The organism is Pedobacter sp. (assembly GCF_041645105.1).
In the GTDB taxonomy this organism is placed as follows: domain Bacteria; phylum Bacteroidota; class Bacteroidia; order Sphingobacteriales; family Sphingobacteriaceae; genus Pedobacter.
Genome location: NZ_JBAZQQ010000004.1, coordinates 171,057 through 189,237 on the forward strand (window position 1 = coordinate 171,057; position 18,181 = coordinate 189,237).

The 18,181-nt window shown below is 38.1% G+C and carries 12 protein-coding genes and 1 tRNA gene; 5 read left to right on the top strand and 8 right to left on the bottom strand.

All coding sequences use genetic code 11. From position 1 onward, the window contains the following. Window positions 1–29: 29 nt before the first annotated feature. The 8 genes from ilvC to atpD form a co-directional block, all read right to left on the bottom strand. Entirely contained in the window at window positions 30–1,511 is a 1,482-nt protein-coding gene (gene ilvC, locus WC623_RS14180; RefSeq protein WP_372852138.1) for a ketol-acid reductoisomerase, read from the bottom strand. 40 nt (window positions 1,512–1,551) lie between these two features. Beyond that, entirely contained in the window at window positions 1,552–2,022 is a 471-nt protein-coding gene (locus WC623_RS14185; protein ID WP_372852140.1) for a DinB family protein, read from the bottom strand. An 11-nt stretch (window positions 2,023–2,033) separates the two neighbouring features. Further along, on the bottom strand, window positions 2,034–2,651 hold the full coding sequence (gene ilvN, locus WC623_RS14190) for an acetolactate synthase small subunit (RefSeq protein WP_372852142.1): 618 nt from the start codon (window positions 2,649–2,651) through the stop codon (window positions 2,034–2,036). 9 nt (window positions 2,652–2,660) lie between these two features. Beyond that, window positions 2,661–4,400, bottom strand: coding sequence for a biosynthetic-type acetolactate synthase large subunit (gene ilvB / locus WC623_RS14195; protein ID WP_372852144.1), 1,740 nt, complete (start codon window positions 4,398–4,400; stop codon window positions 2,661–2,663). A 37-nt stretch (window positions 4,401–4,437) separates the two neighbouring features. Beyond that, the gene (gene ilvD / locus WC623_RS14200; RefSeq protein ID WP_372852146.1) at window positions 4,438–6,135 is read right to left on the bottom strand and encodes a dihydroxy-acid dehydratase; all 1,698 of its coding nucleotides are present in this window, start codon (window positions 6,133–6,135) and stop codon (window positions 4,438–4,440) included. Between the two features lie 66 nt (window positions 6,136–6,201). Further along, the gene (locus tag WC623_RS14205; RefSeq protein WP_372852148.1) at window positions 6,202–7,092 is read right to left on the bottom strand and encodes a branched-chain amino acid transaminase; all 891 of its coding nucleotides are present in this window, start codon (window positions 7,090–7,092) and stop codon (window positions 6,202–6,204) included. 611 nt (window positions 7,093–7,703) lie between these two features. After that, a complete protein-coding gene (atpC, locus tag WC623_RS14210) occupies window positions 7,704–7,946 on the bottom strand; it encodes an ATP synthase F1 subunit epsilon (RefSeq protein ID WP_084289549.1) in 243 nt (80 codons plus the stop codon). Window positions 7,947–8,044: 98 nt separating this feature from the next. Beyond that, complete coding sequence (gene atpD / locus WC623_RS14215; RefSeq protein ID WP_372852150.1) at window positions 8,045–9,547, bottom strand: F0F1 ATP synthase subunit beta; 1,503 nt, start codon at window positions 9,545–9,547, stop codon at window positions 8,045–8,047. Between the two features lie 218 nt (window positions 9,548–9,765). Here atpD and WC623_RS14220 point away from each other — a divergent pair, with 218 nt between their 5' ends. The 5 genes from WC623_RS14220 (at window position 9,766) to WC623_RS14240 (ending at window position 18,165) form a co-directional block, all read left to right on the top strand. Further along, window positions 9,766–10,677, top strand: a complete 912-nt coding sequence (locus WC623_RS14220; RefSeq protein ID WP_372852152.1) for an NAD(P)-dependent oxidoreductase — start codon at window positions 9,766–9,768, stop codon at window positions 10,675–10,677. Window positions 10,678–10,900: 223 nt separating this feature from the next. Then, a complete protein-coding gene (locus WC623_RS14225; RefSeq protein ID WP_372852154.1) occupies window positions 10,901–11,365 on the top strand; it encodes a redoxin domain-containing protein in 465 nt (154 codons plus the stop codon). Window positions 11,366–11,478: 113 nt separating this feature from the next. Then, a tRNA-Arg gene (locus tag WC623_RS14230) sits at window positions 11,479–11,552 on the top strand. 408 nt (window positions 11,553–11,960) lie between these two features. Beyond that, window positions 11,961–16,358 (top strand): two-component regulator propeller domain-containing protein, encoded by a 4,398-nt coding sequence (locus WC623_RS14235; RefSeq protein WP_372852156.1) that lies wholly within the window; start codon window positions 11,961–11,963, stop codon window positions 16,356–16,358. A gap of 169 nt (window positions 16,359–16,527) precedes the next feature. Further along, on the top strand, window positions 16,528–18,165 hold the full coding sequence (locus WC623_RS14240) for a glycoside hydrolase family 28 protein (RefSeq protein WP_372852158.1): 1,638 nt from the start codon (window positions 16,528–16,530) through the stop codon (window positions 18,163–18,165). Window positions 18,166–18,181 lie beyond the last annotated feature (16 nt).

Here is an 18,181-nt window from a genome sequence, read left to right on the forward strand (position 1 = left end):
CATGGAAGATGCAGCGGCTTTATTTTTATTTATGCTGTTTTAATAGATTTCATGGCAGTCATTGCTTTTCTAAGCGTAGAACCAATAATCTCTACCTCATGCGAACGAAGTGCTTCGTTTACTGCAATCAGGGTTCTGTTATCTACACCAGCATCTTTACCTTCATTAAAGTTTTTACCTACAAGGTCAGTATCAACCTTAGTCATAAAATCAGCTAATAATGGTTTACAAGCCTGGTCAAATAAATAGCAACCGTATTCAGCAGTGTCAGAAATTACACGGTTCATTTCAAACAATTTCTTACGTGCAATTGTATTTGCAATAAGTGGAGTTTCGTGTAACGACTCATAGTAGGCAGACTCAGGTTTGATACCAGCTTGAACCATAGTTTCGAAAGCCAATTCTACACCAGCTCTAACAAAAGCAACCATTAGAGTATAGTTGTCGAAATATTCCTGCTCAGCAATTTTAACATCACCAGCTGGAGTTTTTTCGAAAGCAGTTTCGCCAGTTTCAGCTCTCCAGGCTAAAAGGTTTTTATCACCATTAGCCCAGTCAGCCATCATCGTGCTGCTAAACTCACCGCTCATGATATCATCCTGATGTTTCTGGAACAATGGACGCATAATGTTTTTCAATTCTTCTGAAATTTCAAAAGCTTTGATTTTTGCAGGATTGCTTAATCTGTCCATCATGCCGCTAACACCACCATGTTTAAGGGCTTCAGTGATAACTTCTACACCATACTGAACCAATTTCGAAGCATAGCCAGCATCAATACCTTTTTCAATCATTTTGTCGAAAGATAGGATAGATCCTGTTTGCAATAAACCACATAAAATGGTTTGCTCGCCCATTAAGTCAGATTTTACTTCAGCAACGAAAGAAGATCTTAAAACACCAGCTCTGTGGCCACCTGTTCCAACACAATAAGCTTTTGCTTGTGCTAAACCTTTTCCTTCCGGATCATTCTCTGGGTGAACAGCAATTAAGGTAGGTACACCAAAACCTCTTACATATTCAGCTCTTACTTCACTACCTGGACATTTTGGAGCAACCATAATTACAGTAATGTCTTTACGAACCTGCATACCTTCTTCAACAATGTTGAAGCCATGCGAATACAATAATGTAGCACCTTTTTTCATTAAAGGCATTACAGCATTTACAACAGCAGTATGTTGTTTATCAGGAGTAAGGTTAATCACTACATCAGCACTAGGAATCAATTCTTCATAAGTACCAACAGTAAAGTTGTTGTCAGTAGCATTTTTCCATGAATCTCTTTTGCCTTCAATAGCTTCCTTACGTAAAGTATAAGAAACATCTAAACCACTATCTCTTAAGTTTAAACCCTGGTTTAAGCCCTGTGCTCCACAGCCTACAATTACCAGTTTTTTGCCTTTCAATACATTTATGCCGTCCAGAAATTCTGCACTGTCCATAAAGTCGCAAACGCCCAATTGGTTTAGTTGTTCTCTAAGAGGTAATGTGTTAAAGTAATTTGACATCTTTTCTATTTTTTTTAGATTTTTAAGGTTCGTTTAATATTTATTTTTCGTTGTGAATGATTACTCGCTTCATTGCTGATGCAATACCATAATGCAGGGCATCATGTACTACAAAGAACTGAGCAGCTTCATCTGCATTTTTTATCTCTACACCATAGTGAGTTTTAAAAGGGGTGAAGTTTAAAAACTTATCACTTTTCAGATCCTGTTCCAGTTGATCGATGGTACTGCGCATTAATTCTTTGATGGTATTTATTTCTTCAGCTTCCATAAACTTTTCAGGTTTGGTCCCCTTCCTGAAAGGCGCTATAAACTGGCTTTCAATGATAGGTTCAGCATTTGCAAGCAAATAACATAAACCTTGCTGACTAGCCACGATATGAGCGAAATTCCAGATGATATTATTGTTAAAACCTTGTGGAATTGCATTCAGTTCTTCAACAGTTGATGATTCAATTAACTTGATGAAGTTCTCGCGCGTTTGTCTTGTAACATTTAAAAGGTATTCCATCTTAATCAGAATTACATGCTAAATACGTTCTTCTCTTTATCCAGGTATTCGTTTTCAATCACGTCTTGTCCTGGTTCTCTGCGCTCAAACTCTCTCAGTTTAGCATTAAAGCCTTCACTGTCTTTTATGATTGCTACCCTTGCACTTCTTACAAATTCAATCAAACCGTAAGGTTGCAAAACTTCAATCAGTTTATCCGTCTCTTCTCTATGTCCGGTGGTTTCAAAAACTGTATAATCTTTACGGATCACAACAGCACGGGCACCAAACTCACGAAGCAATCTTTCAACCGGAGCACGCTCTGCAATGGTATCAGTAGGCACTTTGTAAAGTGCCATTTCCTGCCAGATGATGTCTTCGTTCGTGTTATAATACACCTTTAAAACTTCAACCTGTTTTTCTATCTGGCGACAAAGTTTGCGTACTACTTCTTCTGTTTCGTGGATTACGATATTGAAACGGTGTATGTGTTCAATCTCAGAAGGAGAGGTATTTAAACTTTCAATATTTATTTTTCTTCTGGAAAATATGATGGCAATACGATTCAATATACCGATTTGATTTTCGGTATAAACAGTAATCGTAAATTCCTGTCTTCCATTTATTTCTGTATCCTGGGCTTTACTCATGATCTTTAATTATTTAAGTCTGATTTCACTAACACTACTACCTTGAGGAACCATCGGGAACACATTGTGCTCCTGTAGTACCATTACCTCTAAAAGATAAGAACCTTTATGGTTCAGCATGTCTGTTAAAGCACTTGTCAGATCTTCACGTTCAGAGATTTTTCTACCTGCAATAGAATAAGAATCAGCAAGTTTTACAAAGTCAGGACTCGTGATGTCAACAAAAGAGTAACGTTTCTCATGGAACAATTGCTGCCACTGACGAACCATACCCAGGAACCTGTTGTTCAGGATCATTATTTTTACATCAATACCACTTTGCATAATGGTACCTAATTCCTGTAAAGTCATCTGGAAACCACCATCACCAATTACGGCAACAACTGTACGGTCAGGAGCGCCAAATTTAGCACCTATAGCAGCAGGTAAACCAAAACCCATAGTTCCTAAACCACCACTGGTAATATTACTTCTTGTTTGGTTAAACTTAGCATAGCGACAAGCCACCATCTGATGCTGACCAACGTCAGTCACAATTACAGCATCACCTTTAGTTAACTCATTCAATTGGTTAATTACCTCTCCCATGGTCATTTCACCACTTGCAGGATGTAATTCAGATTGAATGACAACCTCTTGCTCTGTTTTATCAAAAGCTCTGAATTCAGCTAACCAATCTGTATGTTCTTTTTCCTCAATCAAAGCTGTTAATAGAGGCAATGTTTCTTTACAATCTCCCCAAACAGGAACATCGGCTTTTACGTTTTTATCTATTTCAGCCGGATCAATATCCAGGTGGATAACTTTAGCTTGTTTCGCATATTTATCTAAACGACCAGTTACACGGTCATCAAAACGCATACCTATAGCGATCATTACATCGCAGGCATTGGTTTGTACGTTCGGGCCATAGTTACCATGCATACCCAACATCCCAACATTTAATGGGTGATCTGTAGGAATTGCACCAGCACCCATAATAGTCCATGCTGCAGGGATACCACTTTTCTCTACAAAAGTTTTAAACTCTTGTTCTGCATTCCCAAGTAATACACCTTGTCCGAATAATATAAAAGGTTTTTTAGCCGAATTGATCATCTCAGCAGCCTGCTGGATATACTCTTGTCTGATTAATGGTTTCGGACGGTAGCTACGTACATGATCACAAGGGGTGTAACCTTCGTAATCGAACATTTGCAACTGTGCATTTTTCGTAATGTCAATCAATACAGGACCAGGTCTGCCACTGCGGGCAATATAAAATGCTTTAGCTAATACACTTGGTATTTCTGTAGCATCAGTAATCTGATAATTCCATTTAGTTACCGGGGTAGTGATGTTGATTACGTCAGTTTCCTGAAAAGCATCAGTTCCGAGCAAGTGTGCAAACACCTGTCCGGTTATACATACCATAGGAGTACTGTCAATCTGAGCATCAGCTAAGCCTGTAACCAGGTTGGTTGCACCCGGACCGCTTGTTCCGAATACCACACCTACTTTTCCTGAAGTACGTGCATAGCCCTGACCAGCATGTGTTCCGCCTTGCTCATGGCGTACCAGGATATGTTTTAATTTATCTTTATAATCGTACAGTGCATCATAAATCGGCATGATGGCACCACCAGGATAACCAAAAATGGTATCCGTACCTTCGGCAATTAATCCTTCCAATAAAGCTACCGAACCAGAAATACTTACTGTCTTCTTGGGTTCCGTTAAGGTGGTTGCTTCCTCTTGTGCTGTATTCATTGTTTTATATTTAAGGTAATGAGGTTTTTAAAATTGTTTAATCATTATAAGCGTCTGTTACGCATCCTTCACTGGCGCTGCTTACTTGTTTAATGTATTTGTAAAGCACGCCTTTGGTGACCGGTGGAGGAAGTTGTTTCCAGACCGCACGACGTGTAGCCAGTTGCTCATCTGTAAGGTGAACATCAATTGAATTGTTTACTGCATCAATTGTGATGATATCATCATCATGAACTAGTGCGATGTTTCCACCATCCCAGCCTTCAGGAGTAATGTGACCTACCACAAAACCATGTGTACCACCAGAAAAACGACCATCTGTAATTAAGGCTACTGATTTTCCTAAGCCTGCTCCAATAATTAGCGAAGTAGGTTTAAGCATTTCTGGCATACCAGGCGCACCTTTAGGTCCAACTTGTCTGATCACTACAACATCTCCGCTTTTTACCCTTCCACTTTGGATACCAGCCATAAGTGATTTCTCACCGTCAAATACACGTGCAGGACCAGTAAATTTCTCTCCTTCTTTACCACTGATTTTAGCTACTGAACCTTCCGTTGCAAGATTACCATATAGCATTTGCAAGTGACCAGTTTCTTTAATGGGATTTTCTATTGGGAAGATGATCTTTTGCGTATCAAAGTCTAAATCTACTGCGTCAGCAACATTCTCTGCTAAAGTTTTACCAGTAACAGTAATACAGTCGCCATGGATCAATCCAACTTTCAATAGATATTTTAGTACTGCTGGTACACCACCTATGTTATGCAGATCTTCCATCATGTAAGTTCCACTAGGCTTTAAGTCGCCCAATACTGGTGTGCTGTCACTAATTTTTTGGAAATTTTCCAATTTTAAGTTCAGGCCAACAGATTTAGCCATTGCAATTAAGTGCAATACCGCATTGGTAGAACCACCTAACACCATTACAGTTACAATAGCATTGTGGAATGCTTTGTCGGTCATGATATCAGAAGGAAGTATATTTCTTTCTAAAAGGATACGGATGTATTTTCCTGCATCTGTACATTCTTGTTTTTTCTCATCGCTGGTAGCAGGATACGAAGAGCTATAAGGCAAACTCATACCCAATGCCTCAATTGCCGAAGCCATTGTGTTTGCAGTATACATACCACCACATGCACCAGCTCCCGGGCAAGCATTTTTGATTACGCCCTGGAAATCTTCTTCTTCTAAATTACCAGCTAACTTTTGTCCTAAAGCTTCAAAAGCTGATACAATATTTAAAGAGGCCCCTTTATATTTCCCAGAGTGGATACTTCCACCGTATACCATAATTGAAGGGCGGTTTAAACGACCCATTGCCATGATAGATCCTGGCATGTTTTTATCGCAACCAGGCACAGTGATCAGACCATCATAATATTGTCCACCACAAATAGTTTCAATTGAATCTGCAATTACATCTCTTGATATTAAAGAGTAGCGCATACCATCAGTTCCGTTTGACATACCATCACTTACCCCGATAGTACCAAAGGTTAAACCAACCATATCATTTTTCCAGACACCTTCTTTTACAATTTTAGCCAAATCGTTCAAGTGCATGTTGCAAGTGTTACCATCGTAACCCATGCTGGCAATACCCACTTGAGCCTTGTCCATATCTTCTTTGGTCAAACCAATTCCATATAGCATTGCCTGTGCAGCTGGTTGAGTAGGATCTTGTGTAAAGGTTTTGCTGTATCTGTTAATTTCAGGTGTTTGTGACATATTTTAGTTCGGTATATATATTAGGTATTATAGTTTTATTTAATATTTAATTCTTTAAATTTTGCTCTATATAATGACTTCATAGTTTTGCTTTTCCAGAACCAGGCATTTATAGGTGCGTTGTAATGTAGAACCGATGCTATCTGTCCACTTGATTGGAAAACTATATTCATCTATTGAAGCTATGCCAGCAATTTCTGAAGCCGTTCCACAGAAAAAGGCACTATCTACATGTTTCAGATCAGTTACTGATAGGTGTTTTTCTGTAACTTCAATTTCCAGGATTTTACATAACTCTATTACTGTAGCCCGGGTTATTCCAGGTAAAATATTTCCTAGAGGAGGTGTATATAGCTTGCCATTCTTTTCAATGAAAATATTAGCTCCTGGCGCCTCAGCAATATTCTGGTTCATGTCAAGCAATAAGGCTTCGTCAAAACCTTTATTTTTTGCTTCCGTTGTTGCTAAGATAGAGTTAACATAGTTTCCACTTACTTTAGCTTCTATTGGAATTGATTTAGGATTTGGTCTTTCATAACTCGAGATGCAGACTTTCAATTGTTCATGACCAAGATAAGCTCCCCATTCCCACGCACAAATCATGATGGATGGTTTTGTGCCACCTATTAATGACATATTAGGTGCGCAATAAATTAAGGGTCGGATGTAGGCATTTTTCAGATTATTGATCTCCAATAATTTATAAGTTTGCTTAATCAGATCAGCAACTTTCCATGGAAATGGAATATGTACCAGCTCTGCTGAACGCTTTAATCGTTCAAAATGTTCTCTGGCTTTAAAAATCCTGGTTCCATTATGAGTGCTATATGCTCTTATTCCTTCAAATACAGCATAGCCATAATGTAATGACTGACCATATATATCGGCTGTCGTGTTAGATGCTTTTTGAAACTGTCCGTTCAAAAAAAGCACTGTATTTGAGTTGAAATATTGCATTTTCTATTGATCTGTTTTTTATCTCGTTTTATTTCATTAAAAAAGCGCCACTTTAGGGGGCGCTTGCGTATATTTTTTTATTAAAAATTCATTTACAGCGCCTTGTCCTTCTGAAGAATCAGAAGAATAATTAGGTTAATAATGACATTATATAATGCTGTAATTGAAAGGTTCATTATCTTATTTATTTGTTATTGCTTTATAAATCCAATTTACTGGTTGCTTTCTAAACTATCAATAGCTGGACAAAAATATTTGAAAAAAAATTTAATTCTTCATTGTTTTTAAATGTAGGTATTAAATTCTGTAAAAGTATTGTATGTGGTATGTTAATTGGTGGTCGGTATACCAAATATGATTTCGGTATTCGGTATTGATGTTATGCGAGCATTGCAATTTTTGTGAATTTCTTCTTAAAATGGCCCGACTCATCAAAAAAGTTGATCAAAATCATGTTTTTAACTGGCTCATATTTGATTTGTTTTAATTAACAGAAGCTTGATTAGCTTTTCATAATTTTCAAGATCATTGTGATGAAATGTTGAAAAAAAAGGTATAAAAAAAGCCCTTTGAAATTTTCAAAGGGCTTTCTAATATTGTATGATAAAATATTAAGCAACCCCTTCGGCTAAAACAATAATTTTGTTTTTTAGGACCTCAACCACACCACCTTTAATAATAAAGGTATTATCGCCGGTCTTGCTTTTAATAATCACGGGACCATCTTCCAAAGTCGAAATAATAGGAGCATGGTCATGCAAAATCTGGAATGAGCCCATTGTTCCTGGCACAGTAACCGCAGTTACTTCGCCTTCAAAAACTTTCTTATCTGGTGTTAATATTTCTAGTGTCATTCTTTTAGTATTTAGTCGTTAGCTATTAGTATGTAGCAGTTAGATATAAGTACTTAGGCTAGAGATCAGATCTATATCCTAAGTACTAATACTATATACTAGTTCGCTTCAGCCAATAATTTTTTACCTTTTTCAATAGCTTCTTCGATACTACCTACAAGGTTAAATGCAGCTTCAGGATATTCATCAACTTCACCATCCATGATCATGTTAAATCCTTTGATGGTATCTTTAATGTCAACCAATACACCTTTTAATCCAGTGAACTGCTCAGCAACGTGGAACGGCTGAGATAAGAAACGCTGAACACGACGTGCACGTGAAACAACCAATTTATCTTCTTCAGATAACTCATCCATACCTAAGATGGCGATAATATCCTGAAGTTCTTTATAACGTTGTAAAGTTTCTTTTACGCGTTGAGCAGTATTATAGTGCTCATCACCTAATACAGCAGGAGAAAGGATACGTGAAGTAGAATCCAATGGATCCACTGCAGGATAGATACCTAACTCAGCAATTTTACGTGACAATACAGTAGTTGCATCTAAGTGGGCAAATGTTGTAGCCGGAGCCGGGTCAGTTAAATCATCCGCAGGTACGTAAACCGCTTGTACAGATGTGATTGAACCACGTTTAGTTGAAGTAATACGCTCTTGCATCAAACCCATCTCAGTTGCTAATGTAGGTTGGTAACCTACTGCAGAAGGCATACGGCCTAATAGTGCCGATACCTCAGAACCTGCCTGAGTAAAACGGAAGATGTTATCAACGAAGAAAAGAATATCTTTTCCAGCGCCTTCACCATCGCCATCACGGAAGTATTCAGCAACAGTTAATCCTGATAAAGCTACACGAGCACGTGCACCAGGAGGCTCGTTCATTTGACCGAATACCAATGTTGCTTTAGATTCTTTTAATTTTTCAGTGTCAACAGTTTTTAAATCCCATCCACCTTTTTCCATTGAATGAAGGAAGTCATCGCCATAGTTGATTACACCAGACTCAATGAACTCACGTAAAAGGTCATTACCTTCACGAGTACGTTCACCTACACCAGCGAATACAGATAAACCAGCATATGCTTTCGCAATGTTATTTACCAATTCCATGATCAATACTGTTTTACCAACACCCGCACCACCAAACAATCCGATTTTACCACCTTTAGCATAAGGCTCTAACAAGTCAATAACTTTAATACCTGTGAAAAGTACTTCAGTTTCTGTTGACAAGTCTTCGAATCTAGGAGGAGCATTGTGGATCGGACGACCATCAGTTTTATCAACTGTGTTGATTCCATCAATAGCTTCACCAACAACATTGAATAAGCGACCTTTAATTTGATCACCAATCGGCATTTTGATAGGAGAACCAGTATCCAATGCTTTCATGCCACGAACCAAACCATCGGTCGAGTCCATTGCAATTGCACGTACGCGGTCTTCACCAAGATGTTGTTGAACTTCTAAAACGACTTTCTGTCCGTTTTCTTTTTCAATCTCTAATGCAGAGAAGATTTGAGGTAAATGAGCATCGTCAGCAAAACTCACGTCAACTACCGGTCCTATAATCTGCGCTATTTTTCCAATGTTAGGCATATATTGTTTTGGGTAAAATTATAAATATCAAATTGTTAAAGGGCCTTTTATAAGCTCGCAATTCGGTTTGCAAAGTTAAAATTTTTATACAAGAATTGCACATATAAATAAAAAGTTTTTCAACAGTTTTTAAAATGGTATTTTAGCGGATACAAAAGCAGTCGAAAAACACAGGGTTTTGTGGCTTTGTTGGCTGTTCTATTAAGAAAATTACGCTAATGAAATCTATACTTGTTACTGGTAGCAATGGCCTTTTGGGGCAGAAAATCACTGAACGTTTACTGAAAACGAATCAATTTAACTTAATTGCCACATCAAAAGGTGCAAATCGTTTTCCTGTTAAGCAAGGTTATGCATATGCAGAAATGGATATTCTCGATCCTGAAAATGTGAAAAGCATTGTGGAAAAGTTTCAGCCAGATGCGATTATTCATACCGCAGCAATGACTAATGTGGATACTTGCGAGTCGGAAAAGGACCTCGCTCATCAATTAAATGTTGAAGCTGTTAAGACATTGGTATCACTTTGTGAACAGCATAATATTCAATTGATTCATCTATCAACAGACTTTATCTTTGATGGTGCCAATGGTCCTTACGATGAACTAGCTGCACCAAGTCCTTTAAGTTATTATGGTATTACCAAGCTAGAGGCGGAAGAGGTGATTAAAAGTTCAACTTGTCGTTGGGCTATTCTACGTACTATTATTGTGTATGGTATTGTTAGCGATATGAGCAGATCGAATATTGTACTTTGGGCTAAAGGTGCGCTTGAAAAGGGGAACCCTATCAATGTGGTAAACGACCAGTGGAGAATGCCTACTCTTGCTGAGGATTTGGCTGATTGCTGTTTATTGGCGGTGGAAAAAGATGCAAGAGGTGTATTTAATGCTTCGGGAAAAGACATGATGAGTATATCGGAGCTGGTTGAAAGGGTAGCCGATTTCTGGCATCTTGATAAATCTCTGATTAGTGAGATTAGTTCAGAGTCATTAAATCAAACTGCAAAGAGGCCTGTAAAGACAGGTTTTATTTTAGATAAGACTATTTCGGAATTGGGGTATAAGCCTCATAGTTTTGAAGAAGGTCTAGCGGTTGTTGATCAGCAATTGAAAGAGCGCGAGCTTTAAGCTAGGCTAGCCTTTGGTAAAATAGCAATTATAAAGTGACTAAATTCCAACTTGACTCCAACTATTCCTTGGGAAAGTCGGTGTCAAGTTGGAGTATAGTTGGACTATAGTTGGAGTCATCTCCTTGGCTGAGCAGTGCAAAACTGAAAATTCTGCAAACAAACTGTCAATAATTCTTTAAGTTTGGGAATACAATTAATAGTACACAAAAAAATATATTGATATGGCATTACAAGTTGGCGAAAAAGCCCCAGACTTTAAATTATTCAATTCTGATTTGAAAGAAGTGTCTCTTTCAGACTATAAGGGAAAAAAATTAGTTGTACATTTTTTCCCAATGGCGTTTACGGGTGTATGTACTACACAATTATGTACCATGAGAGATAGTTTTGGCTATTACCAGGGAATGAATGCTGAGGTTGTTGGTATTTCAGTGGATTCACCTTTTACATTGGCAAAATTTAAAGAAGAAAATGCTTATCAGTTCCCTTTATTGTCTGATTTTAATAAAGAAGTATCTCAGGCTTATGGTGCATTTTATGATGAATTTGTCTTTAATTTAAGAGGGGTATCTAAAAGATCTGCTTTTGTAATCGACGAAGACGGAAAAATTATTCATGCTGAAGTTTTAGAAGATGCAGGTAATATGCCTGATTTTGATGCAATTAGAAAAGTGGTAGAAGCATAGTTTTAAACTTAGGAAGAAATGCTTGAGATTATTTTACAAAAAAGTTGGTAAAATCAATTTCAAGCATTACTTTTGCAGTCCGTTAACGAAACGGAAGTACTTTAAAAAAAAATGCATTTGTAGCTCAATTGGATAGAGCATCTCACTACGGATGAGAAGGTTTGGGGTTCGAATCCCTACAAGTGCACTTCAAAAGCTTCTAGTGAAAACTAGGGGCTTTTTTGATTTTAGGTTACGAATCGTTTACGGATGAATTCCAAATGGAGTTGGGCAGTTGACTTAAGCCTTTTTAAGGCAAGTATTTAACTACATAAAATCATGTAAAGAAAATAGGCTCATCCTTACATGATGAGCATCTACTACTTCATGATCAAACGGCACTAGTCCCATTCATCTACATTATTTCTTGGCGCGTCACATATCATAAATTACATTGCTTTATTGGTATAATCATTCCCTGAATATGCCATGGACATTCCACAAAAAATATTTTAGAACATCAAAGTGTGAAATCGATTGCATAGTTTTAGTCACATATATTTTTTTTATTAATACTTAGTGTTTAATCTTGCTGCTAAACCGAATAAAATGAGGCATGAGTCAATTTTGTATCTTGCATAAGGGAAAAGTAGTGTGCTGTTTTATACTATTGTTATTTTTAACAGTAAACACTGTAGCTCAGCTCAAGTGTAAGATTGAGCACTATTCAACCGAAGATGGTTTATCCCATGATGGAATAACGACCATAATTAAAGATAGTGATGGGTTTATCTGGTTTGGCACTTGGGATGGCATAAACAGATTTGACGGCGAAAATTTTGTCAACTATAAAACACGTCCGGGAGATAGTTCCAATTTAAAATTGAACAGGGTTGATAATATTGTAGAAGACAAGGATGGTTATCTCTGGCTTGAAGTTTACGACAACCAGGTATATCGGTTTGATAAACGCAATAAGAAGTTCCTTTCGGTGGGCGGTATTTTGGCAGAAAAAAAAATAAATAAGATTTTATTTAATGGTATTTCGCTTGCTGAAAATGGCTATATCTGTCTTTCCACTTTAAATCAAGGTATATTTATAGTGAAAAATGCGGAGGGTGATCAGTTGAAAATCAATAGATATGGTTCGGACATTGGACAAGGCTTTCAGCTTCCTTCAAACCGTATTAATTTTCTACATGCCGACCAGCAGGATCAATTATGGGTTGGTACTGAAAATGGTTTGAGTTTACTGCGTTTAGATGCTTCGGGGATTTACAGGAGTAGCCGCATCAGTTCTGGTTTACTTCAAACGGATGCATATACTTGTATTGCTGAGGATCAATTTAATATTTGGTATGGTACGGCTGAAGGCTGGCTGATCCGTTATGAAAAATCTTCACATCGATTTTCAAAAGAAAAGATATCACCAAACAGATTGAATAAAATTTTGCCTTCAAAAAATGGTAAATGCCTATATATAACTGCTGGGAATACACTGCTTACAGCAAACTTATCGGGCCAGCGAATTGCTAAAGCAGAACTATTTGGTACGTACCTGATGTTGTCTATTTATGAGGATAAATCTGGGTTGTTATGGATTGAGCCTGAAAAACATGGTTTAATTAAGTACGACCCTAAAAAGGAAACTTTTAAATATTTTTTTCAGGAAAACGACGCTAATTTTTTCAATAGTGCAAAGGATTATAAGGTTTTTGAGGACCATACCGGGCGCATTTGGACATCTATGAAAGGTGGTGGGTTTGGTTATTATGATCCTGTTAATGAGGTGATTGAGTATTTTTTTAATAAACCCAGGTCTACTGATCATAAGTTTTCTAATATTGTAGGGAACAGTTATTTTGACCCAGCAGGTATACTGTGGCTTAGTACAAGGGACAGGGGCTTAGAAAAGATCATCTTCCAGAAGAATGATTTTAAACATTGGCTGCTGGAGGAAAATACGGCTAATAAATCCGATAACGAAGTCCGGGGTGTTTACAGTGACCGGAAAAAACGCCTTTGGATTGGTGTTAAATCTGGGCGCTTATATGTTTATGACAAGGGCAAGCCATTAAAAAATATTTTTGTTAATATGCCGGCTGCCGGATTTGGTTTGATCTATACCTTTATGGAGGATCGCAATGGGATAATGTGGTTGGGAACCAAGGGAAATGGTCTGTTTAGAGCGGTTCCAATTGACGGGGCTGCAAATCAATATAAACTTACGCATTATCGTGCTGATCGAAGAGATGTAAACAGTTTGAGCAGCGATCTGATTTACGCCCTGCTGGAAGATAAATCAGGCCGGATTTGGGTGGCAACCTATGAGCAGGGAATTAATTTGATCAGTGATGCAGGAGGAAATGCCCGCTTTGTAAATGTTTTCAATTCATTTAAAAATTATCCCTCGGGCTCCCTAAAAGTAAGACATTTGGCAGAAGATAAAGTGGGGAAGATCTGGTTGGCTACGACAAATGGGCTGGTAATTTTTAATCCTAAAGGGAAAGCAACCGCGAATTACATTTTTAATACCTATGGCAAAATAGCTGGTGATCAGGAAAGTCTGGGGAATAATGATGTCCAGTACATTTATAGGGACACGAGAAACAGGATGTGGCTGGGGACCTCGGGTGGTGGTTTGAATATGGTTACCGCTGTATCTGACAAGAAGCTGAAAGTTAAAGTTTTTACAAAGGAAAATGGGTTGCCCAGTGATTATGTGCTCAGCATTGTAGAAGACAACATGCAAAACTTGTGGCTAGCAACGGAAAATGGCATTGCCAGACTAAACACGGTACATGAGACTTTCAGGAGTTACGACTCTTATGATGGTCTGCCAAAAACAGGATTTTCGGAAGCTGCCAGTTTAAAACTTCCCGACGGGGAGCTCTTCTTTGGCTGCATCAATGGGTACATTACTTTTAATCCAGCGGCAATTACTGATCAGAAGATTAGCGCAAAAATGGCATTGACCAATTTTCAGATTAACAATAAGGAAGTCAATCTAAACGGAAAAAGGCCCAATTTAAATATTGATATCAACGAGGTTAAGCAGATTGACCTGAACTACAATGAGAACATCATCAGTATTGATTTTGCTGTTCTTGATTACCGTTCCGGCAACAAACTACAATATGCTTACCGCTTAAATGGATTTGATACGGAATGGCAGAGTGTTAAAAATCAGCGCAGAGCCACCTATACAAACCTGCCACCCGGAAATTACCTTTTTGAGGTAAAAAGTATGAATGCTGATCTGTACGAAAGCTTGCCTGCTAAAAAGCTGGCAATCCATATTGCTCCGCCACCATGGCGTACTGCATGGGCTTATATTTTGTATGTCGTTCTATTGGGAGTTTTAATAGAAATAGCACGAAGGATCACATTTACAGTGATCAGGTTGCGTAATAAGATTGCACTAGAACAACGGCTTACCGAACTAAAACTGCGTTTTTTTACTAATATTTCTCATGAGCTTAGAACGCCTTTAGCATTGATTGTAAACCCGATCGAAGAGATTTCCCGCCACGAGATTTTGTCAGTAAGGGGACGCGACTACATTAATGTGGTTATGCGTAATGCGGACCGTATGGTGCGTTTCATCAATCAACTCCTGTATTTTAGAAAAACGCAAAGTGGAAAAATGAGCCTTAAAATAAGCCATACAGATATCATTGGTTTAGTTCATCATATTGTGGGGCATTTTTTAGAATTGGCGAAGGAAAAACAAATTGAGGTATTGGTTATCGCAAAGGTTAAAGACTTGTATGCATGGGTAGATACAGAAAAAATTGATATAGTGATTTACAACCTATTGGCGAATGCACTTAAATTTACATCAAAAAACTCGATAGTCAGGATTAAAATTGATGAAAACCAATCTGAAGATCTTTTTACGATTCATGTCATTGACCAGGGGCCCGGTGTTCCTGAGGATAAACTAGAAGATATTTTCGAACTGTACTATGAACTGGATAAAGATCCTGGCAATAACCTGGAGGGTACAGGTATTGGACTGGCACTTTGTAAAGAGATCGTTCTGCTTCACCATGGTAAGATTGAAGCTCAGAATAACCCGGATAAGGGACTCGGCGTAAAAGTAACGCTGAAATTGGGGAAAGCACATTTTAAAAATGCTGAAAACATTTCTGATGCTGTTTTTGATGATGTAGTTACCCATGTTCATCAACAAGTGGTCGCAGTTCCGACAGTGGAGCGTTCTATAAATCAGGCCCATGCAAATCGCCCTGTAGTCCTGATTGTGGATGATAATGGGGAACTGAGACAATTTCTGGCCGATCAGCTGAGCGAATTTTATCATGTATTGGAAGCAGCTGATGGAAAGCAGGGGTTGAAAATAGCTGTGGAATTGATTCCGGACCTTATCTTGAGTGATGTGATGATGCCGATAATGGATGGAATACAAATGCTGGATCATTTAAAGACTAATGAAAATACGAGCCATATTCCGGTGATCCTGCTAACTGCCAAATCTTCTGTAGAAAACCAAATAGAGGGGCTCAGCTATGGGGCCGATTATTATATTGTTAAACCCTTTCAGACTGCATTTATACTGGCTTCAATAGCTAACCTGTTAAAGCAACGACAAAAAGTTTTTGAGTCTTTATTGCCTGATCACAAAATAATAGCGCTAAGTCCGGGCGAAATTTGTATCACCTCGAAGGACGAGGTTTTTCTAAAAGATATTATAGCAATTGTTGAAAAGGGGATGGTTGATCCTGATTTTAATATCGAGCTTGTTGCGGAATCTATAGGGATGAGTAGAACCACGTTTTACAAAAAATTTAAAAGTCTCACCAATTTGACTCCTGTTGAATTCGTTCGTCAGATGCGACTTAAAAGAGCAAAACAATTTTTAGATACCGGCGAACATAATGTCTCCGAAATTGCCTACGCTGTTGGTTTCAACAACGCTAAATATTTTGGCCGCTGCTTTAAAGAAGACTATGGGATTTCACCATCCGAGTATTTGAAAGGTCGAAAAAAATAAAATATGGCTGACTATTATTTAATAGCCCTAAATCGACAATTGTGGCCAAATTTGGTCAGAAAACAATATTTGCTCCTATTTAACCAAAATTTACTCCTCTAAATGATGTGGGTTATCTAGGTTTGTTTTAACGAACAACCAAATATAAAACCTTAGCACACCCGTTTAGATGAAATTGCACTTTTGGCTTTTTGCCCTTTTGTTTAATGCCTATGCTTTTTGTACAACTGCACAAACAAGAGCTGATCCCTGGGATAACCTTCCAAAAATCAAACAACCTGTTTTCAAAACCGATACCTTTAATATTGCCAAATTTGGTGCGGTTGCAAATGGTAATACTTTAAATACCAAAAGTATCAATCAGGCAATCATTACCTGTAGCAAGAGCGGTGGTGGTGTAGTCTTGATTCCTTCTGGTTACTGGCTTACCGGACCGGTCGAATTAAAAAGTAATGTTAACCTACATTTGGAAAAGAATGCCTTACTGCAATTTTCCAGTGATTTTAATCAATACAAAATTATAGCAGGAAATTATGAAGGTAAGCCTTCTGCTCGTAACCAATCGCCGATTATGGGAATCGATCTGGAAAACGTAGCGATCACAGGGGCTGGCACCATTGATGGTAACGGTGATGCCTGGAGAATGGTAGGTAAGGATAAACTCACTGAAGACGAATGGAAAAAGAAGTTAGCATCCGGAGGTTTGCTGAGTGAGGATGGAAAGACCTGGTTTCCTACTGGAAAAACGAAAAAGGCACATTTGGAAAAGCGGTCTGTTTTATTGGAGACCGGTAAAAAACTATCAGATTTTGAAGACATTAAAGATTACCTCAGACCAAATCTTATCGTATTGACCAATTGCAGTAAAGTGCTTTTGCAAGGGGTAACTTTTCAGAATTCACCAGCCTGGAACATTCATCCGCTGCTTTGTACTGACCTGACATTGAGGGATATTGTCGTTAAAAACCCCGATTATGCACAAAATGGAGATGGAGTGGATGTGGAATCCTGTAGAAATGTATTGATCGAAGGTTCTGTATTTGACGTTGGGGATGATGCGATCTGTATCAAATCGGGTAAAGATGCGGAAGGAAGAAAAAGAAATGTACCAACAGAAAATGTAATTGTTCGTAACAATAAAATATATGCAGGACATGGTGGATTTGTGGTAGGCAGCGAAATGTCTGGTGGAGCGAGAAATATATTTGTTACCGATTGCTCTTTTATGGGAACGGATAAGGGGATTCGTTTTAAAACCACGCGTGGACGTGGTGGTATCGTGGAGAAGATTTACATCAGGAATCTCAACATGTTTAACATTGTGGATGAAGCGATATTTTTTGACATGTATTACTGGACCAAATCACCCGAGGCCAATCAAAAACAGGAAGTACCGAAAGTTAGTGTTGAAACCCCACAGTTTAGAGACATATTTATCGACAACATCATTTGTAACAGTGCCAATATAGGTGTTTTTATTCGCGGCATCCCTGAAATGCCGGTAAGCAACATCCACATGCGAAACTTATTCCTGAATGCCAATAAAGCCATACAGATTAAAGATGCAAACGGCATTGAAATCACAAATTCTGTGTGCTTAACCAAGGAAAAAATGCCAGTGGTTTATATAGAAAGTAGTAAAAATATCAATTTGGATGGTGTTAAGTTTAATCCGGGGGCAGGAGTTTTATTTGACCTCAATGGGGAAGCTATCGAAAACATTAAAATCAAAAATACAGATCTTGGAAAGGAAGCCATAAAAGCCGTATTCAATCATGGAGCAAGGGAAGCTTCCTTTAAAAAATAACAGATTAAACTAACCA

Coding starts and splice junctions, on each gene's coding strand:
- ilvC (WP_372852138.1), bottom strand. CDS start 1,511: ATGTCAAATTACTTTAACACATTACCTCTTAGAGAACAACTAAACCAA.
- WC623_RS14185 (WP_372852140.1), bottom strand. CDS start 2,022: ATGGAATACCTTTTAAATGTTACAAGACAAACGCGCGAGAACTTCATC.
- ilvN (WP_372852142.1), bottom strand. CDS start 2,651: ATGAGTAAAGCCCAGGATACAGAAATAAATGGAAGACAGGAATTTACG.
- ilvB (WP_372852144.1), bottom strand. CDS start 4,400: ATGAATACAGCACAAGAGGAAGCAACCACCTTAACGGAACCCAAGAAG.
- ilvD (WP_372852146.1), bottom strand. CDS start 6,135: ATGTCACAAACACCTGAAATTAACAGATACAGCAAAACCTTTACACAA.
- WC623_RS14205 (WP_372852148.1), bottom strand. CDS start 7,092: ATGCAATATTTCAACTCAAATACAGTGCTTTTTTTGAACGGACAGTTT.
- atpC (WP_084289549.1), bottom strand. CDS start 7,946: ATGACACTAGAAATATTAACACCAGATAAGAAAGTTTTTGAAGGCGAA.
- atpD (WP_372852150.1), bottom strand. CDS start 9,547: ATGCCTAACATTGGAAAAATAGCGCAGATTATAGGACCGGTAGTTGAC.
- WC623_RS14220 (WP_372852152.1), top strand. CDS start 9,766: ATGAAATCTATACTTGTTACTGGTAGCAATGGCCTTTTGGGGCAGAAA.
- WC623_RS14225 (WP_372852154.1), top strand. CDS start 10,901: ATGGCATTACAAGTTGGCGAAAAAGCCCCAGACTTTAAATTATTCAAT.
- WC623_RS14235 (WP_372852156.1), top strand. CDS start 11,961: ATGAGTCAATTTTGTATCTTGCATAAGGGAAAAGTAGTGTGCTGTTTT.
- WC623_RS14240 (WP_372852158.1), top strand. CDS start 16,528: ATGAAATTGCACTTTTGGCTTTTTGCCCTTTTGTTTAATGCCTATGCT.